At 50.7% G+C, this 26891-nt stretch carries 19 protein-coding genes; 10 read left to right on the top strand and 9 right to left on the bottom strand.

Going from position 1 to position 26891, the window contains the following annotated elements; all coding sequences use genetic code 11:
- Nucleotides 1–77: 77 nt before the first annotated feature.
- Together ACN5NT_RS12995 and ACN5NT_RS12990 are read right to left on the bottom strand one after the other, a co-directional pair.
- Entirely contained in the window at nt 78–1433 is a 1356-nt protein-coding gene (locus tag ACN5NT_RS12995) for a D-serine ammonia-lyase (protein WP_419175689.1), read from the bottom strand.
- A gap of 288 nt (nt 1434–1721) precedes the next feature.
- Nucleotides 1722–2186 (bottom strand): DUF892 family protein, encoded by a 465-nt coding sequence (locus tag ACN5NT_RS12990; RefSeq protein WP_136795607.1) that lies wholly within the window; start codon nt 2184–2186, stop codon nt 1722–1724.
- A gap of 317 nt (nt 2187–2503) precedes the next feature.
- Between ACN5NT_RS12990 and lexA the strand changes: the two genes are divergently transcribed.
- From lexA to ACN5NT_RS12970, 4 genes are all read left to right on the top strand, one after another.
- Entirely contained in the window at nt 2504–3151 is a 648-nt protein-coding gene (gene lexA / locus ACN5NT_RS12985; protein ID WP_419175688.1) for a transcriptional repressor LexA, read from the top strand.
- Between the two features lie 8 nt (nt 3152–3159).
- A complete protein-coding gene (locus ACN5NT_RS12980) occupies nt 3160–4005 on the top strand; it encodes a DUF72 domain-containing protein (protein WP_419175687.1) in 846 nt (281 codons plus the stop codon).
- Between the two features lie 149 nt (nt 4006–4154).
- Nucleotides 4155–5354, top strand: coding sequence for a DNA polymerase Y family protein (locus tag ACN5NT_RS12975; RefSeq protein WP_419175686.1), 1200 nt, complete (start codon nt 4155–4157; stop codon nt 5352–5354).
- 156 nt (nt 5355–5510) lie between these two features.
- The gene (locus tag ACN5NT_RS12970; protein WP_419175685.1) at nt 5511–8522 is read left to right on the top strand and encodes a DNA polymerase III subunit alpha; all 3012 of its coding nucleotides are present in this window, start codon (nt 5511–5513) and stop codon (nt 8520–8522) included.
- 14 nt (nt 8523–8536) lie between these two features.
- Here the strand turns inward: ACN5NT_RS12970 and ACN5NT_RS12965 are convergent, their stop codons facing one another.
- Nucleotides 8537–9529 carry a D-alanyl-D-alanine carboxypeptidase family protein gene (locus ACN5NT_RS12965; RefSeq protein WP_419175684.1) on the bottom strand — a complete coding sequence of 331 codons (993 nt, stop codon included), beginning with the start codon at nt 9527–9529 and terminating at the stop codon, nt 8537–8539.
- Between the two features lie 262 nt (nt 9530–9791).
- Between ACN5NT_RS12965 and ACN5NT_RS12960 the strand changes: the two genes are divergently transcribed.
- Nucleotides 9792–11489 (top strand): AMP-binding protein, encoded by a 1698-nt coding sequence (locus ACN5NT_RS12960; protein ID WP_419175683.1) that lies wholly within the window; start codon nt 9792–9794, stop codon nt 11487–11489.
- A gap of 89 nt (nt 11490–11578) precedes the next feature.
- Here ACN5NT_RS12960 and ACN5NT_RS12955 read toward each other — a convergent pair whose 3' ends face one another.
- The 5 genes from ACN5NT_RS12955 to ACN5NT_RS12935 form a co-directional block, all read right to left on the bottom strand.
- Nucleotides 11579–12214: a site-2 protease family protein gene (locus ACN5NT_RS12955; protein WP_419175682.1), complete on the bottom strand. Its 636-nt coding sequence runs from the start codon at nt 12212–12214 to the stop codon at nt 11579–11581.
- A gap of 61 nt (nt 12215–12275) precedes the next feature.
- Complete coding sequence (locus tag ACN5NT_RS12950; RefSeq protein ID WP_419175681.1) at nt 12276–14993, bottom strand: CBS domain-containing protein; 2718 nt, start codon at nt 14991–14993, stop codon at nt 12276–12278.
- Between the two features lie 125 nt (nt 14994–15118).
- The gene (xerD, locus tag ACN5NT_RS12945; protein ID WP_419175680.1) at nt 15119–16054 is read right to left on the bottom strand and encodes a site-specific tyrosine recombinase XerD; all 936 of its coding nucleotides are present in this window, start codon (nt 16052–16054) and stop codon (nt 15119–15121) included.
- Nucleotides 16055–16106: 52 nt separating this feature from the next.
- Entirely contained in the window at nt 16107–16298 is a 192-nt protein-coding gene (rpsU, locus tag ACN5NT_RS12940) for a 30S ribosomal protein S21 (protein ID WP_419175805.1), read from the bottom strand.
- A 267-nt stretch (nt 16299–16565) separates the two neighbouring features.
- Entirely contained in the window at nt 16566–17957 is a 1392-nt protein-coding gene (locus ACN5NT_RS12935; protein ID WP_419175679.1) for an FAD-binding oxidoreductase, read from the bottom strand.
- 271 nt (nt 17958–18228) lie between these two features.
- On the opposite strand from ACN5NT_RS12935, the gene ACN5NT_RS12930 reads away from it, so the two are divergent.
- Nucleotides 18229–19170 carry a D-alanine--D-alanine ligase family protein gene (locus ACN5NT_RS12930; protein ID WP_419175678.1) on the top strand — a complete coding sequence of 314 codons (942 nt, stop codon included), beginning with the start codon at nt 18229–18231 and terminating at the stop codon, nt 19168–19170.
- A 47-nt stretch (nt 19171–19217) separates the two neighbouring features.
- On the opposite strand, the gene fdhD is transcribed toward ACN5NT_RS12930, so the two are convergent.
- Complete coding sequence (gene fdhD, locus ACN5NT_RS12925; protein ID WP_419175677.1) at nt 19218–20012, bottom strand: formate dehydrogenase accessory sulfurtransferase FdhD; 795 nt, start codon at nt 20010–20012, stop codon at nt 19218–19220.
- Nucleotides 20013–20444: 432 nt separating this feature from the next.
- Here fdhD and ACN5NT_RS12920 point away from each other — a divergent pair, with 432 nt between their 5' ends.
- From ACN5NT_RS12920 to ACN5NT_RS12905, 4 genes are all read left to right on the top strand, one after another.
- Complete coding sequence (locus ACN5NT_RS12920) at nt 20445–21617, top strand: ABC transporter substrate-binding protein (RefSeq protein WP_419175676.1); 1173 nt, start codon at nt 20445–20447, stop codon at nt 21615–21617.
- Complete coding sequence (locus tag ACN5NT_RS12915; protein WP_419175675.1) at nt 21601–24102, top strand: cache domain-containing protein; 2502 nt, start codon at nt 21601–21603, stop codon at nt 24100–24102. The genes ACN5NT_RS12920 and ACN5NT_RS12915 overlap by 17 nt, the downstream gene beginning before the upstream one ends.
- Nucleotides 24102–24779: a response regulator transcription factor gene (locus ACN5NT_RS12910; protein WP_419175674.1), complete on the top strand. Its 678-nt coding sequence runs from the start codon at nt 24102–24104 to the stop codon at nt 24777–24779. The genes ACN5NT_RS12915 and ACN5NT_RS12910 overlap by 1 nt, the downstream gene beginning before the upstream one ends.
- A 249-nt stretch (nt 24780–25028) precedes the next feature.
- Complete coding sequence (locus ACN5NT_RS12905) at nt 25029–26891, top strand: 4Fe-4S dicluster domain-containing protein (RefSeq protein ID WP_419175673.1); 1863 nt, start codon at nt 25029–25031, stop codon at nt 26889–26891.

Genomic DNA, 26891 nt, shown 5'->3' with positions numbered 1-26891 from the left:
AACCGGGCTTTAGCTTTTGACAACACAGGCATTTATTCTAAATTCCGTCCACCGTCCACCGTCCACCGTCCACCGTTTCACTCCTCACGCATTTCCAACAACTCTTTTCCCTTGCGATAGTATCCGGCCATTTCCTCCGCCGGAACCATGCTCCCTCCTGTTCCCCAGGCGACATGTACAGCGGAATCAAAATGTTCTTGAAGGGATGGTGCAAGTTTGTCACGATTTTGCGTAATTTTGACAATGCCGGGAAGGCCGGCCAGGGCCGAAGGCTCCATAAAGATATGTTCCAGGTCAGCCAGTAGTGCCAGCAAGCGGTAGAGTTCGTGGTCATCAACAGTGAAGACACCAGAAATTAAGGGAGCGAGTATGCGACCGATAAATCCGGATGGTCTCGCAACTGCGAGCCCATCGGCGGCGGTGATATTGTCAAGTCCCAGATCGCGTACGGAAATTGTATCGTGAAGACCGGTGCAGAGCCCGGCCAGCATGCAGGGCGAGTGAGTGGGTTCGGCGAAAAAACAGTGCACGTTATCGCCAAAGACCTGTTTCAGCCCGAAGGTAATGCCGCCGGGCCCTCCCCCGACACCGCAGGGAAGGTAGACAACAAGTGGCTGCTGCCCGTTGATTTCGATATTCATCGCGGAAAGTTGTGCGGCGAGCCGCTGCCCGGCAACACTGTAGCCAAAGAACAGGTCGGTGGAATTCTCGTCATCGATGAAGTGGCAGTTCGGGTCGCTTTCAGCCTGGCTACGGCCTGCTGTGACCGCTGCACCGTAATCTGAACTGTACTCGACAACCTCGACACCATGGCTTTTGAGCAGATCCTTTTTCCATCTCCGGGCATCGGCGGACATATGCACCGTGACCTGAAAACCGAACTTCGCGCCCATTATGCCGATTGAGAGTCCCAGGTTGCCGGTTGAACCCACAGCTATTTTGTACTCGTTGAAAAAGGTACGAAAATGCTCTTCAGCGAGTATTGCGTAGTTGTCGGTGGTAGTCAGGAGGCCATTTTTGATAGCCAGTGTTTCAGCGTGCTTCAAGACTTCGTAAATCCCGCCTCTGGCCTTTACAGAACCGGAGATGGGCAGCAGGTTATCGCATTTGAGCAGCAGCTTGGCAGGCAGCGTAATAGCTGAACGCTGTCCCAGCGCCTGACGCATGGAAGGAATTGCCACGAGCGGTGATTCGATGAGGCCCTGGTCGGCGGCTGTTTCAGGAAATACCCTGGCAATGAATGGTTTGAAACGATCAAGGCGTTCGGCTGCAAGCTGTTGCTCAGCCGCAGTGAGCCCGGTAGCAGTCAGGCCGGTTTGGGCATTTGTACGTTGCGGGTTGAACCAGCAGCATTCCCGGTAGGCAATCAGCTCGCGCAATACCGGGAAGTCCCTGCACCAGCTCTCAAGATCCCTGCCTGCAAGAACAGTCATAACAGTATCCCCTCTGATGGTCGATGCGGAGGTGGTTCACAGCTACTTTCTCTGACCGAACCGTCCACATTTTGCGAAATGGCTACAGACTACTCTACTATGGGATCTTTACGAATCAGTTTTTTCAGGAGGCTGTGGGACACTCCTAGGAGCTTGTCTGATAATAGGCATTTTGTTCAAAATCGAGAAATTTAAAAACAATAAGCACAGCCATATGAATGATATTGCGGGCATTGTTATTTTGAAATTCCGAAGAGTTTGGGCAAAAGGGCATTTTCGGACAGCCTCCTAGGCGCAGGCTTCAACCAGTTCCTTCAAGCGTTCAGCGTGGAGTTTCTCTTCCTCGATGATGGTATCGAGCTGACTGGCGACGTCCTCTTCTTCAATAATGCTCCTGAGAAACTGATAGAAGAGGATGGTATCTTCTTCAAACGCTTTAGACTGCGTTATGATTTCAGCAATCGTCTTGGCTTGGTTGAGTTTGTTCTGATCCAGCCCAAAGGGTTGGTTAGTGATCATGCTCTGCAGCAGTGACCTGCCCATCGCTTCCAGCTCCTGATGTTCGGGAGGCGAGGAGTGAGTGGCCTGAAATCCTTCGAACCAATGGCGATGCCGACGCTCTTCCTCGGCCATTCCTTCAAAAGCGGCTTTTATCTTCGGGTTGGTGGCGTGTGCTGCAGCCTGTTGATAAGAGATTTCTCCGTTTTTTTCAATCTGGATGGCAATGGTATGAATATCGGTAATTCTGAACATAGGATACCTGCGTGTGCTTTGCTGGGGAATGGTGCCAACAGGAAGTTTGATCGTGGAAAAGTTGGGGCAGCTGTTCTTATCAGAGTACACAATATCAGGTTGAAACACAGCAATTATTTGTTGGAAAACGGCTGCCAGGTGCAGCCTCACTGTGACTGTGCGGCTGGTACACCGTGAAAACAGATGATGCCTGATCAGGTTTTTTTACGTTGGCTGCAGCAGGTGTTACAATATAATGTATATTGACAATGTTGGATGTGATTGTACAATAAGGGTAAATGTACATGTACAAATATCATGCATTCTGAGGAGGCCGTGTGGAACTTACCAGCAGACAGAAACGGTTTTACGACTATCTTGCCGATCGCATCAACGAGGAAGGGCGGGCTCCGAGCCTGCGGGAAGCAGCAGCGGATTTTGGGGTGAGCCATAACGCAGTGGCCCAGTTGATTGGTCAGTTGGAGAAAAAAGGTGTACTGGAGCGTGAGGGGCATTACAGCCGTACGATCAGGTTGCTGCCGGAGGGCGAGTCGCAACAGGAGCAAGGGGATGCGTTTATCCGGGGGCGGGAGTTGCCCATCATCGGTCAGGTTACCGCCGGTCTGCCCATGTATGCCCAACAGGAATGGGAAGGCACTGTGGTGGTTGATAGTCAGCTTTTTCCTGGTGACAATCTGTTTTGTTTACGGATTAAGGGAGATTCCATGCGTGACGCCGGGATATTCAACGCTGATCTGGTAATTTGCGAGCCGCGGCAATATGCGGAAAACGGTGAGATCGTAGCTGTTCTGGTACAGGGCGAAGAGGCGACGGTCAAGCGCTTTTACCTGCACAGTGATCATATCGAGTTACGACCGGAAAACGAAAACTATCAGGTGATGCGTTACCCGTTCAGTGAGTTGCTGGTGCAGGGGAAAGTGGTTGGTGTGGTGCGAGGCGACAACGGAGTTTTTGACGGAAGATAGTGCACCCGATGGCAGACAGACAAGATATACACGCTATTCCGGGGGCGCTTACCCTGGCTGGTGACTGCAGGGTGCTGTTCGGCACCTGCGGCTATTCATACACCGAATGGGTCGACAGCACCTTTTATCCGGCAGGGACCAGGACTTCGGAAATGTTAAGTTTTTATGGTTATACCTTTTCAACAGTCGAGTTGAATTACACCTGGTACCAGATGGCCCGGGCAGAGGCTGTGGCCCGTATGGTAAGCAAGGCCCCGTCGCATTTTCGTTTTTCCGCCAAACTGACCAGGACCATGACCCACGAGCTGGCAGATGACTGGCGGGAGCAACTGAAGCTCTACCGGGAAGGTATAGCGCCTCTGGGGCAGCAGCTGCAGGCCGTGCTGGTTCAGTTACCACCTGATTTCGACCGTACTTTAAGCAACAGGCGGTATCTGGCGGAACTTCTGGACGGGTTACACGGTTTGCCGTTGGCGGTGGAGTTTCGTCACGCCAGCTGGGCCGTGGATAGTGTGTTCCAGGAGCTTGAGCGGCGTAAAGTGAGTCTGGTAACCGTAGATGAGCCTGAGATTGCAGGTCTTTTCCCAACGCTTGATGTGGTGACTAACCCCGAGCTTTTTTATGTACGTTTTCACGGTCGCAATATTTCAGGCTGGCGTTCAGGTAATATGCAGAAAAAATTCGATTACGACTATAGCGAGGATGAGTTAAGGGGCTGGAGTGAAGAGTGGTTGGGTAAACTGGTGCGTCAGGCTAAAAGCGGGGTGATTTATTTTAATAATCATGTTCGCGGCCAGGCTCCCAGGAATGCCCAGCGGTTGAAGAAGATAGTGGGGCACAGCAGTTTGGCGTAGCGCAGGAACCAGCCGCTGCGTCCCGTTGTCTTCAATTATTCAGCGGTCAAAGGATAATCCACTACCGGAGTCTGAGCCTGCCTCTGTACTGCCGGGAACTTCGAACCGGGTACCGTCTGGACTGATGAGAGGTCCAGACTAATGACATTATGGAACGATCGATTCTGCATTTCAATGTGGCGGATTTTGCTGTAGCGGTTGAGCGGGTGGCAGACATCACGCTCAGGAGTAAACCGCTGATTGTGGCGCCTTTAGGGGCAGCCCGGGCTGTGGTGTATGACATGAGTGAAGAGGCGTACCAGTGCGGGGTCAGAAAAGGCATGGCACTCAATCTGGCAAGCCGTCTCTGTCGTGGTTCGAAGGTTGTGCAGCCTCGCACCGATCTCTATCGCAAGGCCATGGGCACCTTTTTGAAACGGGTGCAGAGTTACTCGCCGTTGATTGAGCACGGTCTGGAGGATGGCCATCTCTTTGTTGATCTTACCGGCACGCACCGGTTGTTCGGGCCGCCACCCGATGTTGGCTGGCGGGTTCGCCGTGAGGTACGTGATGGTCTGGGGATTAATCCCATCTGGACACTCGCTTCGAACAAGTTGGTGGCCAAGGTATCTTCACGATTGGTGAAGCCGGTGGGGGAATACATCGTGGCGACCGGTGAAGAGCAGGAGTTTCTGGCGCCGCTTTCCCTGTCCCTGCTGCCCGGTTTACAGGGAAAGGAGTTGAGTCGTCTTCAGGAATTTCATATTTCCACTATCGGCCAGTTGGCGGAGTTGAGTCGCTCGCAGCTGATGGTACCTTTCGGCAGCCGCTGTGAGTTTCTTCACCAGGCCAGCCATGGCCAGGACAACAGCCTGGTTATGGGAGGCCCTCAGCAGTCTGCCCCCATTGATCATGAACATCTTTTCGCCACTGATACCAACGATCAGCAGGAAGTGGAGAGCATTGTCGGCAGTCTGGTGAGTCGGGCCGCTGTAACCTTGCGCCATCGTCGGCAGGTCGCCAGGAGGATAGGGGTCTGGATTCATTATTCAGACGGAAGCCATGTGGTGCGACAGGCAACGCTGAAGCAGGGGAGTTCCAGTGATTTCGGGTTAAGGCAACTGGCTATGCTGGCGCTCAAGAGGGCATGGATACGTCGTACTCGCTTGCGCAGTGTGCGCCTTGTCTGTGACCGGCTGCATCGTCAGTCTCCGCAACTGTCACTTTTTCCGGAGACCACGGTTAAAGAACGGAGTCAGGAAAAAGTACTCAGCGCTATGGATACCATTCGGGCGCGGTTTGGCCACAGTCTCATCAACATCGGTGGTGCCCGGCAGACCAATCCGGCTGTGGAGCGTCTCGCTGTCTGAATCTGTTGATTAGAGGTGAGAGGTGAGAGGGGAAGGGCGCGGAATGTGTCTTTCTCTTTCTATCTTCAATCTCCCAGCCACCAGCTTCTAGCTTCTGACTTCTAACTTCTAATTAATTAATCTCCACCCTCCTAACGCCATATTCAAGAGGTAGCTATGTTTTGCCTGCGGGTTCGCTCGTCATATTCACTTTCCCTAGCGACCGCTATGCCTGAGACTCTCTGTGAACTCGCAGTGCGGTTTGGCTATAGCGGCCTTGCCATTACCGATCGCGATAATCTCTACGGATTATGGAATTTTTTGAAAAGCGCAAAGCAGCAGGGGCTCAGGCCGATTGTGGGGGTAGAGCTTTCAGAACCCGACAGTGAGAGGCTGGTGGTTTGTCTGGTGGAGAACAATACCGGCTACAGTAATCTCTGCAAGCTGATAACCAGTCGTCATTGCAATAAAAATTTTTGTTTTGAAGATGCACTGCCCGGGGCTGGTGCAGGTTTGCTGATATTGGGGCGTGATATCGGTCTGCTGGATGAGTTGCGGAACCGTAATGTCGAAGTGGCAGCTGATCTGGGCCCCAGGCCGACAGAGCAGGCTCGCATGCTGCGGCAGTGGGCAAATGATGCAGGTGTCCCGGCGGTAATAACTGCGGAAAGCAGTCTGGCGCATGAAGGTGAGCGGCAGCTCTATCAGCTGTTGCGGGCCATCGCCGCCAATACCAGTATGAGCCGATTGGAGCAACTTGAGTCCCTGGAAAATGTCTTTGCCCTTGAACCTGTTGAAAAGTATCGGCAGCGCTTTGGTATCTGGCCGGAGGTATTGACGGCGACAGAGGCCCTGGCAGACCGCTGTCGCTTTACCGGTCCGGAATTCGGTATTGTCATGCCGCCCTGGCGTGAGCCGGAGCTTGGCGATGCTGCCACTGTGCTACGGGCACGAACCTATCTGGGAGCCCGGCTTCGTTACGGTGATGACCTTGGTGAACCAGTGGTGGAAAGACTGGAACATGAGCTGAAGGTGATAGAGGAGATGGGGTTTTCTTCCTATTTCCTGGTTGTGCGCGATATTGTCCATCGGAAAGGACCGGACGGTACCAGAAAAAAACGCCGGATCTGTGGTCGTGGCTCTGGTGCTGCTTCGCTGGTGGCCTACTGCCTTGAGATCACCAATGTTTGTCCGTTGAAGTACAATCTCTATTTTGAGCGTTTTCTCAACCCGGGCAGAAGTGATCCACCCGATATCGATGTGGATTTTTCCTGGGATGAGCGGGATGAGGTGCTTAACGAGGTGTTGAGTGATTTTAGCGGTTACTCCGCTATGGTCTGCAACCATATCTTTTTTCAGCCTCGCATGGCCATTCGAGAAACGGCTAAGGCTTTCGGCATGCCGGGCTATGAGATCTCCCGACTCACCAAACGACTGCACTGGCTGCACGGGGGCAATGAAGATACAATCATTGAGCGTATCCGTACGTTACCCTCTCTAAAAGATCAGGATTTCAGCGATCCCTGGCCCGAGATTTTTTGTCTTGCCGGGCAGTTGGTCGGTTTGCCGCGCTATCTCTCGGTGCATCCCGGCGGGGTGGTGATTACTCCGAAGCCGATAAACGAATATGTACCGGTACAGTATGCAGCCAAAGGTGTGCCGATCATCCAGTGGGAAAAGGACTCCACCGAAGAGGCTGGTCTGGTGAAGATCGACATCCTGGGCAATCGTAGTCTCGGTGTGATTCGTGATGCGGTTCAGTCGGTCTCTGAAGGTGGTATCGAACTTGATGAGATGACCTGGAATCCTGAAGATGATGTGCGTACCAGAAGCGGTGTGGCTCGTGGCACCACCATGGGCTGCTTTTATATCGAAAGCCCGGCCATGCGCCTGTTGCAGCAGAAAGCCGCGACTGGTGACTTTGAGCAGTTGGTTATCCAGTCATCGATTATCAGGCCGGCGGCCAATGATTTTGTTCGGGAATATGTACGCAGACTGCATGGTGGCGCCTGGCAACCCTTGCATCCGCTGGTGGGAGATGTGCTGGATGAGACGTTCGGGCTGATGGTCTATCAGGAGGATGTTTCGAGGGTCGCTGTGGCCTTGGCGGGCTTCAGTCATGCGCGGGCGGACGGGTTGCGAAAGGTCATGTCCAAAAAGGATAAGGAGCTTCGGTTGCACGATTATCGGGAGCGGTTTTACAGCGGCTGCCGTGAGCGGGATATTGCGGAAAAGGATATCGACCAGGTCTGGGAGATGATCATGAGCTTTTCCGGCTACTCGTTTTGCAAGCCGCATTCAGCTTCTTATGCCCGTGTCTCATATCAGGCAGCGTACCTGAAACATCACCATCCGGCGGAGTTCATGGCTGCAGTGATCTCAAACCAGGGTGGTTATTACTCAACTATGGCCTATGTCTCCGAAGCTAAGCGACTTGGTTTGGAGATTTTGCATCCCGATGTGAATCACAGCAGGTATCGCTGGCAGGGAAACAGCACGAAGATACGGGTGGGGCTGCAGGCGATCCATGGACTATCTGAAAAATTGGTGACCAGACTCCTTGTTGAGAGAAACAAAGGGGATTTTAGCAGTCCTCTTGATTTCTGGAACCGGGTGGTACCTGCAGAAGATGAGGGGAGAGCGTTGATTCATGCCGGGGCGATGGATAGCCTCGATCCGCAACTCAACAGGACGGCATTGCTCTGGCAGTGGGCGGCTTTCCAGAGAAGCAGGGTTCTCAGCAGGACCAGCTCTCTTTTTCCGGTGCAATTGCCGCCGCCACCGGCTTTGCAACCGCCGGACCTGGGGAGTCAGATGCGACGTGAATATGAACTACTTGGATTTCTCTGTCGACATCACCCCATTACCTTTATGGGCAGGGCACCGCAGGGCGTAGTGAAAATGGAGGAGGTCGCGGCTCATGTGGGGCGGCGCATCCGCTGTGTGGGCTGGTTGCTCACCGGGAAGATTGTCTCGACCAAAACCGGCGAAGCTATGGAATTCTTAACCTTCGAAGATGAGACGGGGATTCAGGAGACTACTTTTTTCCCAAAAGTTTATAAGCGCGCAGCCCATCTGCTGCAGAGCGGACGGGCCTATATCCTGACCGGGCTGGTGGAAGAGGATTATGGTGCGGTGACGCTTACAGTTGAAAACATTCAACCGTTGGTCCAGGCGAAGAAACGTTAGTTACGCGAGCAATATCAGTGGTCAGCCTGGGGGAGTGTCTCGTCGCCTGAATGAAGCTCAGCTTCATGGGGTGAAATATAGCGATACTGGCCAAAGCCGTATTGCACCAGGAATTTAACATCGTTCCACATGGTCTCACTACCCATAACAGCAACGATTATAGTATTGCCGTCCCTGGTAAACTGTCCGACGTAGGTCTGGCGCGCGGCGTTGGTGTAGCCGGTTTTGCCGCCTTCGGTACCATCAATCTGCCATAAAGCCTTATTGTGATTGTAGAGGGTATTACCTTCGTCGGTTTTCATCGACCGCATTTTAATTCTGGCAACGAACTCTGGATATTGCATGGCTTCCCGGAAAATCAGGGCCAGATCCCTGGCTGTGCTGGTTTGGCCCTTGGCGGTCAGGCCGGTGGCTGTTTTTATATCGGTGTTGGTGGCGCCCCAATGTTCAGCCTGCAGGGTCATGATCCTGGCAAATTCCTCTTCGCTTCCGGCCAGCATCTCGGCCAGGGCAACGCTGGCGTCGTTGGATGAGGCGAGCAGTACCGCGGTAATCAATTCATCTGCGCGATACTCCTTATTGGGGTCAAGATACATCTTGGAGCTGGGCCGGGAGGCTGCCTCCCGGCTTACCGGGATCGACTCATCGCCGGTCATGGATTTGAGGGCGATCGTGCCGGTGAGTACCTTGATGGTGCTTGCAGGTTGCCGTGGGTTATCGGGGTCTTTGGCGAAGAGGACCCTGTCATTTTGTGCATCAATGACAATTGCACTGCGGGCTGAGATACGGTTCAGGGTGTTTGCGGAGACCGGAAGTTCACTCAGCTCATCCGGGTAACGTTTAACTTTGGCTATATTACCCTGACTTCCCAGAACGGGCACATCTGCAGCGCTGGCGACCAGAGGAGTGTTCAGGGAAAAGAATGCAAAAATTGTGAGACACATCACCACGGAGAGTGATGAGCGAAGAGTGTGATTCAGGATGGTGGAAACGAAAATATGGGTCATATAAGTAAGTGCTGCAGGGGATATCTCGGGCGCGAAGTCATGTCAATATTGTGCTACTGTTGTAGTAAAGCGCAAGAGCCTTGTCAAGCGACTTCTCCTAGTAGATACAGGGGTTGCGGCAAACAGGCTCTCTCTTCACCATTGACCACCACTCATACTTTGTGTAATATCCTTGCCGATAATTACCACAGAATGCAATAGTATGTAGATGTTTCTACGCTGTTGTCTGAAGCTGCAAAACCTACTACGCAGAGGTGAATATATGGTGGTTGAAGCTGATGTTCGGATGACACTCAATTACATCCTCGATTCAAGCCGCGCCAAGTTCGGAGACAATCCAGCCATAGGGATGGCGCTTGAGAGGGCTCTTACGTATAACGAGTTTCATCAGAATGTAATGGCTCTTGCCTGTCGTCTGCAGAAAGAGGGTGTCAAGAAAGGTGATCGACTGGCCATCCTGGCCGAAAATTCTCATAACTGGGGTACAGCCTATTTTGCTATAGTTCGTCTTGGTGCGATAGCTGTTCCCATACTCCCTGACCTTCCTGAGAGTGATGTTCATCACATCCTCAATGAAATGGAGGTCAAAATCCTTTTTACCACTACTCGTCAGATTGACAAAATATACGAATTACGAAAAGAACTTGTCGGGCCGGTTATTACCCTTGATGAGCAGACTGCCAAACAGACAGTAATCAATGTCATCGGTTTTGGTGATTTACTTGAGCAGGCGACAGATGATCTGAAGGCGTTGGATGAGGCACCGGATTTTCCGGTAGTCGAAGAGAACGATATCGCCTCTATCCTCTATACTTCAGGTACTTCCGGTTATTCAAAGGCGGTGATGCTCTCTCATAAGAACCTCACTTCCAACGCTTATTCGAGTTCAAGGCTGAAGGAAATTCCTGTGGGAAGTGTTTTCCTTTCCATTCTGCCCATGTCTCACACTTATGAGTTTACCCTCGGGTTTATACTGCCTCTCCTGAGTGGAGCCCGTGTGGCCTATGCGGGTAAAACACCGACTCCCGCAATTTTGCAAAAGCTTTGCAAGGTGGAAAAACCGAACTTTATTTTTGCGGTGCCGCTTGTCCTGGAGAAGATTTACAAGAAACGGGTATTGCCGCAGATTGAAAATTCCAAACTGCTCAATATCGCCTGCAAAACCAATTTTGGCCGTAAACTGGTTTATAAAAAAATAGGCCAGAAACTGTTGGAGTTTTTTGGCGGCAATCTCCAGTTTATGGGAATTGGTGGCGCGGCATTGAATCCGGAGGTTGAGGATTTTCTGCACGACGCGGAATTTCCGTTCCTGATCGGATATGGCCTCACCGAGGCGGCGCCACTGTTGGCTGGTGGTCCTTTTGGGGATGCCACCATTGCTCCCGGATCTACAGGTAAACCTCTGTTTGGCGTTGAGGTGAAAATCGTCGATCCTGATCCTGCAACCGGTGTTGGTGAAATTCTCGCCACAGGCCCAAATGTGATGAAAGGCTATTATGGCGATCAGGAGGCCACTGACGAGGTTCTTTCAAGCGATGGCTGGTTGGCCACCGGTGATCTCGGTTTTGTCGATGAGGAGGGCAATCTCCATGTTCGGGGCCGTTCTAAAAATGTGATCGTCATGGCAAATGGCGAAAACGTCTATCCTGAAGCCATCGAGCACAAGATCAACTGTTTTCCCTTGGTTGTCGAGAGCCTGGTTCTTGAGAGCGGCGGTCAGCTTGAGGCCTGGGTCTACCCGGATTATGAGTTGATAGACGAGGAGACCAAGGGCAAAGGGCGGGGGGAGCGCCGTGAATTTATAGAGACCCGGCTTGAAGAGATGCGAAACCAGTTAAACACCCAACTCTCATCGGCTTCTCGAATTGCCAGGGTTTTCGAGCGTCGTGAGCCGTTTATAAAAACAGCTACTCACAAGATCAAGCGTTATCTCTATTCAGAAGGAACATCCCTGTTGTAGAAAGGACTGTTTGTTGTGTTGAAAAAGGAAACGGGAGATTCACCATAGAGGTGAATCTCCCGTTTTGCATGTAAACCGTTAGAAGTCGGTTATGAGAGTAAAAAGCCGTTGGCAAAGCTGACAATGGGTAAAATTACTTTGCTGAGTAAACCGCTGACTAATAGAACCAGCAGGATGATAAAGCCGTAACGTTCAACCTTCATATACGAACTGGCTAATTCGTTCGGCAATATGCCTGCAAGAATTTTGCTGCCGTCAAGAGGGGGGATTGGCAGCAGGTTCAATACGCAAAGTACCAGATTAATCCAGACACTGGCTGCGAGCATCTGCATGAGAGGATAGATAGCACCTATGATCGACGGGTTGCCGGCAACTCCTGCGGCTAACAGCACTTTGAGTATGATGGCGCTGGCCACGGCCAATACCAGGTTGGTGGCAGGCCCTGCGAGGGCGACCAGGAGCATCCCCTGCTTGACGTTGCGAAAATAGAGGGGATTGACAGGGACGGGTTTGGCCCAGCCGAAATTGGCTATAAAAAATATGAGTGTACCAAGCGGGTCAAGGTGTTTGAGCGGGTTCAGGGTTAATCTGCCTGCATTGCGGGCGGTGGGGTCACCGAGGCGGTAGGCGGTAAGGCCATGAGCTACCTCGTGCAGGGTGAGTGCCAAAAGGATGGGTGGCGCTAATATAACAAACTTAAAGATAATCTGATCAAATGAAAACATCGTCTAATATTGGGAAAAGGTTAAAGTGGGGAAGTCATTTATTCAATAGGTGATGGGATGCTTAGATTCCTTCACCCGAACCGTGGACCTCGTTGCTGGATAAGGTAGTCGGTAGCGGGAAATTCTTTTGAATGTAGGCGATCTCATCTTCCTTGCTGACAACTTCGCCGTCTAGGCGGCTTTCCAGCAGTCCATTGAGCATTTGCCTGAAGGCGGGGCCGGGTTGATAGCCCATGGCTTTCAGGTCGCGACCGCTTATCAGGGTCGTGGCATGCCGCAGGTCCGTAACGTATTTGGATATTGCCTTTTTGACGGAACTCTTGCGGGCGATAGCCATCAGGTAGAGTAAGCCTTCAATGTTAAAATCCTCAAGCAGCCAGTAAATCTCACTGTTGGTCAGTGTCCTCCTGCGAGCCAGCAGGTTGGCGGTTTTGTCAGCGTGATCTTTCTGGCGCAGCAGTGTCTCTTTGGCCTTCGGCGGAACCAGAAACCTCTGGCAGAACGCCTCGAGCACGTCAAGCCGGGATCTGCCCATAATAGCGAGCAGGTAGACCATCCAGCATGGACATTCTTCTTTGAGGTAGAGCAGCTTGTACCAGTTGATAGCCTTCTGTGCCTGAATCAGGATATGCATAAACCGCCTATCGATTTTCAGGTGCGGTCTCAGGTCGGGCCAGAGGAATTGAAAAAGGTTAAATTCGGCTAAACGCTGAATGGCAGGAATGGGGTTTTCTTCAGCGAGGATCTGGCGGATTTCTGAAAACAGGCGGGTATCGGTTGCCTTGCCGAAAAGTTTCATTTTCACCGCATTTCTAATAAGCCGGGCGGTGTGGGGGGCGATGCGGAAATTCATCCTCTTTTCAAAGCGGATCGCCCTGAAAATTCGACTTGGGTCTTCGACAAAACTCAAATTATGCAGCACCTTGATCTCCTGGTGCTTGAGATCATTCTGGCAGTTAAAGAAGTCGATTAAGGTACCGAACTGACCTGGGTTGAGTTGGACAGCCATGGCGTTGATGGTGAAGTCCCGACGATAGAGATCAAGCTTGATCGAAGAGAGTTCAATGGTGGGCAGGGCAGCTGGATATTCGTAATACTCAAGCCTGGCTGTGGCGATGTCGATCTTAAAGCCGTTGGGCATCATTACCACGGCGGTGCCAAAACGTTCATGGGTTCTGTACCTGCCATCCAGCCGTTCGGAGAGATGTCGCGCGAAGATGAGACCGTCACCTTCGACTACGATATCAAGATCGAGATTTCGCTTTTTTAAAAGCAGGTCACGGACAAAACCACCCACGGCAAAAGCATTGAAGCGAATCTGATCGGCTACTTCGCCAATAACATGAAGCAGTTGGATCATGTCCCGGTTGAGACAGTCGATCATTAGCTTGTTCAGGTTCCGTTTGCGCTCAAGTGATGGGTACTCTGTCTCATGCAGTAGATTCTTAGGCAGATGGGCCGGGTCATTAACCAGATGGTTGAGCAGATCGGTACGGGTAATGACTCCTTCCAGTTTGCCATCCTGGATGATTGGGATGATGCGCTGGCGGTTTTCTATGATCAATTCCTGAATATCGGCCAGGGTTGCATTGAGCGAAAGAAAATCTATATCGGTGGACATATAGTCGCTGACCAGCAGTTCACCGAGATTATGGTGCAGCGCCTTTTCAATAACCTGGCGGGAGATAATGCCGACGATATTCAGAAATGGGCATTCCTGTATGCGAGTCGTTGCAGGGGCTTCAACCGGAACTGAGTTGATTGAATAGCGGTTGAGCAAAAAAGCTGCGTTGGTCAGGGAGATGTCGGCCGGTATCGTGATAGCCGGCATTGACATCAGTTCTTTCGCTATGGGCTGTGGCCGCACGTGACGGTGCAGGGTCTGGATCAGCTTTTCATGGGCCTCAATCAGGGTCATATCCTTGACCGTGGCAGATGCCGCGGTGGAGTGACCGCCCCCCCCCATATCGCGGGCGATGGCGCCGACGTTGATATCCTGGATTCGGCTCCTGGCAATGAGATAAATCCTGCCTGCCATGGAGACCAGAGCAAAAAGTGTATCCAGATTCTCCATGGTCATGAAGCGTCGGACTATCAGGGCAAAATCGTCAACATAGTTCTGTAGCGAATGGGTCACCACCACGATGGGGATGGACTGGATAGTGTACTGCGTTGCTGACTTCATCAGGTCATGCAGCAACTCTACCTGCTGGGTGGTTAACTCGTACGTGATAAATTGTGAAACGATATCGAGCTTTGCCCCTTTTCGTACCAGCCAGGCGGCCGCCTCGAGATCTTCGGGTGAGGTCGTCAGGTGGGTAAGCGAACCGGTGTCTTCATAAATTCCGAGACAGAGGATGGTCGCCTCATCCGGAGTGATATCTAAGTCCCGTTCTTTTATCAGCTGGGTGAAGATGGTCGAGGTGGCACCAACATTTTTGATAATCTCAACCTCAGCCTCGATATCACTGGGGCTTTCCGGATGGTGGTCGTAAATATGCACCGGAATTTTACTGTCTTCCAGACATTTGGAGAAATTACCAATGCGGGAGGATGAGCGGGTGTCGACGATAATCAGCATCTCAACCTGATCCAGATCGATATCGCTTGTTTTCCTAAAATCATAAGTATAAAGCAGGGTCTGCGAAATGAAATCGCGCAGGTTTTTCTCCTGGGAACCGGAAAAGGCTAGAACGGCATCAGGGTAGAGTTTGTGGGCCGCCACCATGGAGGCCATGCCGTCGAAATCTGCGTTAAGGTGCGTAGTGATTACTCGCATTAATCAGGTCGCTCAGTTGTGTTTAATCCCGAGATGCTATGTTCCGGTCGGGGAGTTATGCTTTGGGCAATTTGTGGTATTTACTCAGGGTAGCTTTACCTACTATTGCCAATATGTACACAATTTCATCCCCTCGGGTGAAACTTTTTATGAATAGTTTTCAATCTGTCCTGGTCGACATGGGTATAAACCTGAGTGGTCGAGATGTCGGCATGACCGAGCATCATCTGAACCGCACGCAGGTCGGCACCGTGCGATAACAGGTGCGTGGCGAAGGAATGCCTGAGCATGTGCGGTGAAATATCTTTGTCAATTCCTGCTGCCAGGGCGACTTTGCGGATGATTTGCCAGAACCTGAGTCGGGTCATGCAACTGCCCCGGTTGGTGACAAAAAGGTAGTTGGATCGTTTGCCGTTGAGAATCCTTGGCCGACCGAGGTCGATATATTCTTCAATTTTCTCTTTAGCCTGCCGCCCAAAAGGAATGAGGCGCTCTTTGTTGCCTTTACCAAGTACCCGGATGAAACAGGAGGTCAGGTTGACGGCGGATTGTGGCAGGTTGACCAGTTCGGAAACCCGTAGCCCGGTAGAATAGAGGAGAAAGATCATTGCCGTGTCTCGACGGCTTATGGGGGTAACCAGTCCAGGTGGCTTGAGCAGTTTGCTGACCTCAGTAACTGAAAGTGCGATGGGGAGTTTTTTACCGCTCTTCGGCAGATCGACAGCAACAAACGGATTATCAGCTGTCAGATTTCGCTGGACAAGGAAATTGAAAAAGGTGCGTAATGCCGATACACGTCTGGCGTTGCTGCGATGGGAAATATTGTTCTCAAGGCAGTTCTGGAGAAAATTGTGGATGACCTTGAGATTTACCTCTTCAAACGTTTTTTTGCGTTTGCGGGCGAGATAGGTGAGAAAACCGTTGATGTCGGCAGAGTATGCCTCAACGCTGTTTTCGGCAAGCCGCCTTTCTGATATGAGATATTGGAGGAACAGTTCATATGCGCCAAGGAACTGTTCCGGCAGAAGAGGCGGCTTGTTATTTCCGGGAGGCCGTGTCACACGTGCTGCCCCTATTCAAAAAGCCGTATTGCAAGGCTTTTCAAACAAAAGACTAATGCGCTCTTCTGAGACGGTTGAACTTGCGGAGCTTTCTGCGGGCCTCAGCCTGCTTGCGGCGTTTCTTTACGCTTGGCTTCTCGTAGTATTCGCGACGCTTGAGTTCTCTTTTGATACCGTCAATCTGCAGTTTTTTCTTCAGCTGGCGAATTGCATATTCGAGATCTCCTCGAACTTCAACTTCTATCATTTTTGGCTCCGTTTATGGAAAATATTCATATGTTTTCAGGCTGTTGCATTAATTAAACGCAATAAATGCCTAAAAGGGGCAAATACACAACATAACCTTTTTTATATAAAAGGAAGTTGCCTTTCTGTCAATCTCTTTGTAGGAAAAGCGCACAAATCCTGCAAGATGTAGCCTGCAATTTACAGCCTTAACTGCTGCAATTGCCAAGGAATGTACTGACTTTACCGCTATTCTTTTTTTCTGGTTGATCTAAGTGATTGAAATTCACCCCCTCGACGGAGACTGTGGAAAAATTTTTCCAGGGTTTAATATGTTCAGTGGATCAAACAGCGTTTTGAGCTGTTTCATTACTGCTATCGTGGCCTCGTTGAGTTCGAGGTCAAGATAGGGCGCCTTAGTTATACCAATACCATGCTCACCCGAGAGTGTTCCATCAATGGAGATGGTGAATTCAAAGAGTCGCTTTTTCGCCTCTTCCCCAGCTTTAAGTTCCTGTGGGTTGGTTTTATCGAGCATGATATTTACGTGAATATTACCGTCACCTGCGTGGCCATAGCTGAGGATGGTCAACCCGAGTTCGGCTGAGAGGGCCTCGCAATGGGCTACCAGTTCAGGGATTCGACTGCGTGGTACGGCAACATCCTCGCTGATTTTGTGGGGCTTCAGATTCAATGTCGCAGGTGAAATTGAGCGCCGTGCCTGCCAGAGCTGACTGACCTCCTCACTGGTTGCGGCGTGGTGAACCGTGAACTCGTCTAAAACCTGCAGCATTGCCAGGAGCCTTTGCTTTTGCTCGGTCACAGATTCTCCGGTTCCGTCGAGTTCGACAATCAGCAACGCCTCAACATCTTCACCTGGAGGTTCTGCCATGATACCTGAGACCACCTTGATGGCAGTGCGATCCATGTATTCAAGTTTGCAGGGCAGGATGTTGTTATTGAGAATCTTTGCAACAAGCCCGGTTATAGCCGAAAGTGAATCTGAACTGATCAGAAATGTTTCCTTTGCCTCCGGGGCAGGTATCAGTCGGCAATAGAGCCGGGTCATAATCCCCAGGGTGCCTTCGCAGCCGACAAACAGTCTGGTGAGATCGTAACCGGTGACTCCTTTTTCGGTACGGGTACCGGTGTGGATGACCTCTCCGGAAGGTAAAACCACCTCAAGGCCCATTATGTAATCTTTGGTCACACCATACTTTACCGCAGCAGGTCCACCTGCACATTCTCCGGCGTTACCGCCAATGGTGCAATATTTCAGGCTGGCAGGATCGGGAGGGTAAAAAAGCCCGACCTTTTTTGCAGCTTTTTGCAGGTCGATGGTAATAACACCTGGTTCAACGACTGCCACCTGGTTATCACTATCGATCTCAATAATTCTGTTCATGCGGGTCATGGCCATGACCAGCCCGCCTGCAACCGGGATAGCCCCGCCGGTCATGCCTGTGCCGGCGCCGCGCGGGACCACGGGAAACTGGTATTTGCCTGCAAGCTTCATAATCTGGCTCACCTGCTCTGTGGAGTCCGGGAATACAACCGCTTCAGGAAGAGAAGGGTTGGCCCGGCCATCATAAGAATAACAGTGCAGATCTTCCAGTCGGGTTGTACAATGCTCTGAACCGACTATGGCTTGCAGTTTTTGAATTATTTCCGTTTCCATGAATGACGATGAGTACGAGAAGCCACGGTGATTGCTCAGTGGCTTGAAGTGACTCGTCTTTGTCCTATTTCGGCTGTTGGCTGACTTCTTTGTACAGCATTACCGCATCTATGCGCTGTGTTGAAGAGGCTGGCCAGGTGTCGATACGCATCTTCAACTGATTCTGTAATTACTCTGTCACAAAGAGATAGTGCAGTACAGTCTCAAGTGCAACGGTACAACTCAATTGTAATTTGTGAAACGTGATCGAATACCATAAGGAGAGATTCCAATGCAAGAACAAAAATTACGAATTGCCTTGCTGGCTGGCGGGACCTCTGGTGAACGTGAAGTGTCGCTGAAAGGAGCGGCAGGGGTTGAGAAGGCTTTACTGGCAAGAAATTTCGAAGTGTTACGTTTCGATCCGGCGACTGATCTCGGCCGATTGTATGAGGAAAAAGATAACATAGATTGTGCTTTTATTCTTCTGCATGGCAAAAATGGCGAAGACGGCACCGTGCAGGGTTATCTCGAGCTCCTGAATATACCGTACCAGGGTGCGGGGGTACTTGGCAGTGCCATTGCCATGGACAAGGACCTGGCTAAAGATCTGTATCTCAAGGAGGGACTTCCTGTTGCCCGGTGGAAGGTAGTTACTCCCCGGAAAGTGCCAAACGGCAGAGAACTTGTGGCAAATCTTGGGCTGCCCCTGGTTGTTAAACCGGTGCGCGAGGGCTCAAGTCTTGGTTTGACCATTGCCAGAACAGAAAATGAGTTGATAGCCGGAATTGAGACCGCGCTGACACATGGTCGATCGGTCATGGTTGAGCAATATATCGAAGGGCGTGAATTGACGGTGGGAGTTCTCGGTAATGATGATCCCGAAGGGCTGCCGTTGATAGAGATAGTGCCCGGTAAGGATTTTGAGTTTTTTGATTATAACGCCAAATATGTTCCGGGCGCTTCAGAGGAGATCTGTCCGGCACCGGTGAGCGCGGAGATTTCCCGTAAGGCACAGGATTATGCGATCAGAGCCCATAAGGTGCTAAGGCTTAAAGGCTATTCCCGTACCGACATGCTGATGGATTCTGAAGAAAATCTCTACCTGCTTGAAACCAATACAATTCCGGGGATGACAGAAACCAGCCTGTTTCCCCAGGCCGCTGCTGCTCATGGACTGGACTTCCCGGCTCTCCTAGAAAAGTTGATTGAGCTTGGTATGGAGAAAAAATAGCCGGCAGCAGTTTTTGTCTGCACAGGGAAAAAGCGGGGCGGAGTCTCTTACTCTGCCTCGCTGATAATTCTCTCGGGAGCATTGAATACATTGAGCCTGTCCGGCCGGGCGTAGGCGGCAAGGGTCGCCCCTGATCTACGGGCAATAGCAAGTCCCAGCGAAGATGGCGAGGTGCGTGACATGATAATGGGAATACCCATGCGGGCACATTTCAACACCATGTCTGAAGTGAGGCGGCCGGTGGTGTAGATTGCGGCGCGGGGTGTGGCCTTGCCGAGTAGAATGGCTCCCATCACTTTATCCACAGCGTTGTGTCGTCCTACATCTTCATAGTAGACTTTCAGGCAATTGTCCTGCCAGAGGCCGCAACCATGCACGCAGTGGGTATCATTACCCAGCGTAGAGTAGTGCAGTGACTGTCTGATGAACTGCCGGACTTCAGGAAAGGTAATTGTGGTTTCCTGTAGAGGATCGAAGGCGCCTTCCAGCATCTCTCTCGAAATCTTTCCGGTACCGCCGCAACCGGAGGTGATGATGACCTCTTTGGGTTCAGTGCGTTCAACGTCAGCATAGACTGCTATCCTTCCTTCGGGGCAAACTATTACCTCTTTCACCTCTTCAGGCGATGAGATATAGCCCTGGCCAAAAAGAAAGCCCACGCCGAATTCCTCAAGACCTATGGGCAGGACCATTGATGAACCGATGGTTTCGTCATTGAGGGCAATGGAATATGGAGTTTCGATAGCCACCTGCTCGTATTGTTCTACCCTGCTGTCAGGGGTAACAATGGTGGTGGAATGACTCATGGTATGAGCGGAAGGGGTTGGTCGCATGTCTGACATAGTGTGTCCCTGGTGTATTCGTTATAGCAATGGTACGCAAAGAAGCTACAAAATATAGATAGTGTGGCATTATTTCAACCGTTAACCCATATTTCTTATGAACAATGTGTAATTACACAACTGCATCTGTCATAAAGCACTCATCGTCGGGTAGTTATGATTCGTCAATTGCCACAATGGTATCTGCCGATGTGATATTAGGGTTAAACCGGTTATCTGGTGCACCGGCTATTACAGATTGGACTATGTTGCGAGTGGTGAGCATCAATGGTCTTGCTTTTCATTGAAATCTTAACTACTTTTTTTGCTGGAGTGTTGAGAGGATCACTGAAGATTTCCAGGTATGGCCGATAGTGTTTCTTTTACGTTTATTCATCGTCTTTGGGGACGAACGGCAGGAAGCTGAAGACCGGGTATGGTGTGGATTGTAGTATGAAAAAAAATCAATATTTTGCATGTTTGCTGGTTGTGCTGTCCTTTGTGATGGTCAGTGGTGTGCTGACCGAGGTCAGGGCAGAGGGGAAGATGAAACCATACCCGATAGTGCTTGGGCAGTCTTGTGCCTTGACCGGCCCATCCAAGGATCTGGGTCTTGAACTTCGGGGTGGGTTGCTTGCCGCCTTTTCCAAGGTGAATGAGGAAGGTGGTGTCCATGGCCGGGAGATTCGGTTATTGAGCAGGGATGATGGCTATGAGCCGGACCGGGCAATACGAAATACCCTGGCGCTTATCAATACCGATCACGTGCTGATGTTGATCGGTGAAGTGGGCACTCCGACCTCCAAAGCTGTTATTCCTCTAGTTGAAAAGTATGAGATACCATTTTTCGCACCATTCAGTGGTGCGGATTTGCTGAGATCTCCCTTCCGCAGATATGTGATCAATGTTCGTGGCAGTTATTATCAGGAGATAGAGCGGGTCGCATCTTACCTGGTAAATGTGAAAGGTATCAAGAGGATAGCATGCTTTTACCAGAATGACAGTTATGGCTATGCCGGTTTGAAAGGTCTTGAGCTTGCCCTTGAGAGACGGGGGGTGGAACTGGTTTCTACCGCCAGTTACGAACGTAACACCGTAGCTGTGATCGGCGGCCTTGAGGAGATTCACGCAGCCAGGCCGGAAGCGGTGGTGCTGGTCGGTACATACTCAGCCTGTGCTGAATTCATCAAGCTCAGCAAAAATAAATATAGTGGTGAGCTTATTTATGGCTCAATTAGTTTTGTTGGCACGGAAAGTCTCAAAGAGACCCTGGGCGGATACGGCAAAAACGTGATCGTTTCTCAGGTAGTGCCACTTCCAACCGATAACAAACTGCCCCTGGTCCGTGAGTATGAGCGGGCAATGGGCAAATACCAGCATGATGTACCGTTAAGCTTTACCTCCCTGGAAGGGTATATCGCAGGTAAACTCTTTGCCATGATTGCCAGGGAAGTCCCACAGCCGTTGACCCGCGAAAAATTTATTGAAACCATGCACAGTGTAGGGCGCTTTGATCTGGGAGGTGTTGTCCTGCAGTTCGGTCCCGACGACCACCAGGGCTCGGATGAGATTTACCTCACCAGTATTTACCCGGAAATAGAGGTAATACATGACCCGGATAAGTAATAAGCGCGATCATCTCGAACAGTTCAAGGAAATGTTGAGTGGTTTGCTGACGCCTGGTCCCGGAGCCAAACGCATATCCATTTCTGCTGCACCCCTTTACGCTTCAGTTCTGGTTGTTTTTGGTATGACGCTGTTTATCGGGATTTTCTGGATGGTGAACGAGTACCAGGCATATCAGGAGTCCATTGAAAGTATCCGTAAAAACTATAAAGATCGTTATGAGCGCAGGGTTAAGGAAGAGCATGCCAAGGTCATAGATTTTATCGAGTACAAACGAAAGCAGACCGATCTGCGCATGGAAGACGAGATGCGTGACAAAGTTCAGGCTGCCTATACCATTGCCTCACATGTTTACAGTTTATACAAAGATGAAAAGAGCGTTGAAGAGCTTCGCTCCATGGTTGCCGAGGTGTTGCGTCCAATTCGCTGGAATAATGGCAATGGCTATTATTTTGCCGGCAGTGTCAATGAATCCAGGATTGACCTTTTTGCCGACGACCCATGGTTTGAGGGCAAAAGCGGTAGAGAGATCCAGCAAACTGTAGGCAGGGATGTGGTTGGTGATATTTCTGCCATGGTCAGGGACAAAGGTGCCGGTGTATACAGTTATAAACTGGTAAAGCCCGAGTTTTCAGAGACGTATTTCTCAAAAGTGGCTTTTATCAAGTATTTCGAGCCGTTTGACTGGTTTATTGGAGCCGGTGTTTATACCATGGCGGCTGAGAAAAGCCTGCAGCAGGACATTCTCTCCCGCGTACGCAGTATGGATTTTGCCGAAAATGGCGAGGTATTTGGTTTCCGTCAGGATGGCACCATTATATGCAGTCAGGATGAACGACTGATAGGTCGCTCTGTTGAAGATTTTATCGATGCCAAAGGGGTTCATTACGGCGCGATGCTGTTACACGCAGCAAAAAATGCAGCTGGTGAGTATGTTCGTTTCAGCGAGGAGTCACAGGAAGGTGATGCCCATCTGAATCTGATTTATGTCAATCCATACCAGGACTGGGGCTGGGTGTTCGGGGCAACCATGTCCATGGAAGAGATGGAGGATGCCATTGCGTTTGAGACCAAGTCGTACCGTGATATTGCCTTCAAGAATGTCTCCGCTTTTATTATACTCTTTATTGTGGCGGTCTCCATGCTGCTGCTCACCTCCTATGTGTATTCGCTGAAGATTAAATATGGCATAGACCTTTTTACGAACTTCCTTCGCCAGGCTGCTGTTTCCAAGAAAAAAATCAGAAATACCGACCTTGCATTTGCAGAGTTTGAGGATTTGCGAATACTCGCCAACCGTATGGTCGACGATCGGATTCAGAAAGAATTGCTGCTTCGCCGGGATGAGTTGCGACTTGATACACTCCTCCGGCTGGGGATGATGGAGAATCATTCCCTGCAGGAGAAATATGACTTTGTCTTGAGAAGAATAGTGCAGATAACCCGTAGTGAAGAGGGCTACCTGGCGATGGTAAACTCAACCCATACCCATATTACCCTCTGCTCCCTGGCTGTGGCTGAAGAGCGGGATATCAAACTTCGTGAGCAGGACATGAGCATATCAAGATCGACCTTCAAGGCCGGTCTTGCCGGAGCGGCAGTGATGTATGGTGGAGAAGTTATCTGCAACGATTATGCAACGTGTAATAAAGAAGATGATATTTTTCCATACCTGCGGGAGATCAATCGGCACATGGACATCCCAGTCCATAGTGATGGCAAGATTGTCATGATTGCCGGTGTCTGCAATAACAGTACAAAGTATGACAACAGCGACGTTCGCCAGGTGAAAATGCTGCTTGAAGGAATGTGGCTCCATGTTTTGAAGACCTGCTCAGAGGAAGAAATGGCGAGGCTTGAGCGGCAGATTATTGCGGTCAGCGAGGAAGAACGATCGAACATCGGCCGTGATCTGCATGACGATCTCGGTTCCCATCTCACCGGCATCGAACTGCTCAGCAAGGTACTGCAGCAGAAGCTGGAGCAGGATGACCCTGAAAAGGCAGAGCAGATGGGTTCAATTCGCGGCTTGATCAGGGATGCGATTGAAAAGACACGAAGGCTGGCTCAGGGGCTCTATCCTGCCCATGTTATTGAGCATGGACTGGAGGCAGCGGTTGAAGAGTTGGTAAATGAAGTGGAAAATCTCTTCCGGGTGCAGTGTACCTATTCGTTTGAAGGTGGTCGTGAGTGGGTTGATAATGCGGTGGCGACCCATGTTTATTATATTATCCGGGAAGCGGTTTTTAACGCAGCTCGTCATGGACGACCTGATAATATAGGAATTTTCATGCGAACATGGTCGGATAACTTCACAGTGCGTATCGTAGATGACGGTAGCGGTTTCGATGTTTCGAGCACAAGAAAAGGGCTTGGCTGTCATACCATGCAGTACCGGGCCAAGGCTATTGGTGCTGAATTGAACATCAAGTCTGATTTGCAGGGTGGAACAATTATATCAATTTCCGGAGAGGTACACAGTTAATGTCCAAAATACTGATAGTCGACGATCACCCGATATTCAGAATGGGAATGGCAGAGCTGCTGAACCAGGAAAAAGATTTTTCTGTCTGTGCAGTGGCGGAAGATATTGGTGAGGCTCGGAAAGCTTTGTGCGAGCATGAACCGGATATGGCAATTATTGACATAACCCTGGCGAAAGAAAACGGTCTGGACCTGGTGAAGGAAATTACTGCCAGTGACCGGCCTATTCCTGTACTCGTGCTCTCCATGCATGATGAGTCTGTCTGGGCAGAGAGGGCAATTCGTGCCGGGGCTAAAGGCTATATCATGAAAAAAGAGGCCTCCGAGTCAGTCATCTCCGCACTACGGAATATTTCCAGCGGCCGCATCCATGTCAGTGCCAACATGATGGCCATCCTGCTGGATAAGCTTCATGTCAACCCGGCAACGCAAGGGGCGCCTACCGAAGAAGTTCTTACCGACAGGGAACTGGAGGTTTTTCGCTTGATCGGCACCGGTCTGTCGACCAGGGAGATTGCTGAACGCATGAACCTCGGTGTGAAAACCATAGGTACTTACCGCGATAGAATTAAACAGAAACTCTTCATAAAGAATGCTGCAGAACTCACCCGTCGGGCCGTTCTCTGGACCGAAAAATCTCACACTATCCAGTCGGATACCAAACTTGTAGGCAAATAACCTACAGCCCTTTCAATATTATCCCTACGCAAGAAAAGGGGAGTGGCTGATACCAAGAATGAGCTAACTCCCTTATACTCACTCGCAAAACTGAGTATTCAGGTGTGCAAACGGTGCTTTCCACACCGGTTTGTTCATTAAAATCCAGCAGGTTGGGTGTGGTTTTTGCCTGACTGTTTGGTTTTACGAGAGAAGTTGGCAGCAGGGGGAAGCCTGCGTCAGCGACCATAAAAGGGTCTTGAAAAGCGTATGAGTGATAATTTTTCCATGTATTTGTTCACCCAACGGAGTGGATCACAACCAGAACTTCTGCGTTCCGAAGTCAACCTCCGCCCTGGACAACCATTTGAAGTTGATAGCCTGGAATCAATTCTTCTGGCCAGCGGCTTTCCTGCAGTGACTCCCAACATGGGCTTCCCCCTGTCGCCGACATTACAGATAAATGCTGATCTTGCGAGACATGATGAAGAACTGCTTTCCCGCATAGGTCAGGCAGAGCTTGATAAGCTGAGAGCAGTCAATTACAGGAGCTTTAGCGTCGACCATGATCCACGTTTATGTGTGATTGGTTCAGATGTGGCAGCCATCAAAAAGTTTGCGGATACCTATGGTGGAGTCCTGGAAGTAGAGCCGATTCTACTGAAAGGCTTTGATCCTGAGATTCCCACCGCTACAGAAATAGCGCTTTCACGTGATGCAGATGGTTTTAGCATTGAATACTCGGTGCGGGTGCCGGTGAACAGCGGTCGCTGTACCTACTGCGGTGCCTGTGGTCAGGCATGCCCCGAGTCCTGTCTTGATGAGCAACTTTTCATAGATTACTCCCTGTGCACTTTTTGCAAAGAGTGCGAAAAGGCTTGCCCGCATGATGCCCTCGACGTTTACGGCGCTGAGCGTCGTGTGATGCGAATCCCGGCAATCCTGATTATAGATGGCACTGAGGTGGACCTGCCTGAAAATTATGCCGGGATTTATACAGAGCAGGAATTGGAGAAGTTCTGGGCTACCCAGTACTCCTGCCAGGTAGATGAGGTTGTCACCTGCGACACGTCTATCTGTCAATACAGTGGTAAGCTCGGTTATGGCTGTGGCATGTGTATCGGGAGTTGTCCCCACGGTGCGATACAAGCTACCGGTAACGGCATTAAGGTTGATAGCCTGAAGTGCGAAGAGTGTGGTGGTTGTATAGCAACGTGCCCGACCGGAGCCATGCAGTATCAGCGGTTCACCGATGAGTCGTTTATTAATTACCTGCAGACAGTAGGGCTTGAGGCTGGTTGCACAGTTGTGCTTGGCAGTGAGAAAGCTTTACATAAACTCTGGTGGCAGCGTGGTTCCGCGATTGAGGGGAACAGTCTCTATATTTGTCATGATGAGGTGAGGGCGCTTTCGCTGTTCCACCTCCTTGCCCTCTATGTTCTCGGGGCGGGCAGGATCGTGCTGTTGGTAGACGAAGACCAGGCCCATTTTGAAGACCTCAAGCGGCAGGCTACTCTCGCAACCTCGCTTATCAATACCTACTGCGAGGTATCTGAACCTGTCGTGATCTCTAATGTTTCCGATTTTACCGGCAAACAGTTTGCGGCAGCTCAGTATCCCCTTGCAGAGAACTTTACTGCACCTCTTACCGGCAACCGTCGTGAAAACCTGGCGGTTATCCTTCAATACCTTACCGAAAAGAGCGGTCGTCAGGCTCGTATCAAGGGGCATCCGCAGCTTCCTTTTGCGACAGTGTCATGCAACGCTGAAGGATGCACCCAGTGTTTTGCCTGTCTGAATATGTGCCGTATCCAGGCACTTTCCACCAATGAAGATCAGTTGGTTCTGCGTTCTAAAGGAGCGCTCTGTGTAGGCTGTGGTGGTTGTGTGCGGGTCTGTCCGGAAAAGGTGCTGAGCCTCACTCCGGGCGCTACCCTGGACGATACCTGGTTTGAACCCCAGACCATCGCCGAGGCCGAGCCTATGAAGTGTAAGCGTTGTGGCAAGGTGTTTGGCAGCAAGAAAACATTTGAAAAGGTGATGGGCATACTTGCCAGCAAAGAGTCGGTCGATACCAGCCATTTTGAATACTGTGAAGATTGTAGAGTTATCAATCTCTTCGAAGGTGAATAA

The organism is Desulfosediminicola sp. (genome assembly GCF_048381775.1).
Lineage (GTDB): Bacteria > Desulfobacterota > Desulfobulbia > Desulfobulbales > Desulfocapsaceae > Desulfopila > Desulfopila ganghwensis.
This window is presented reverse-complemented; position numbering and strand designations above follow the sequence as displayed.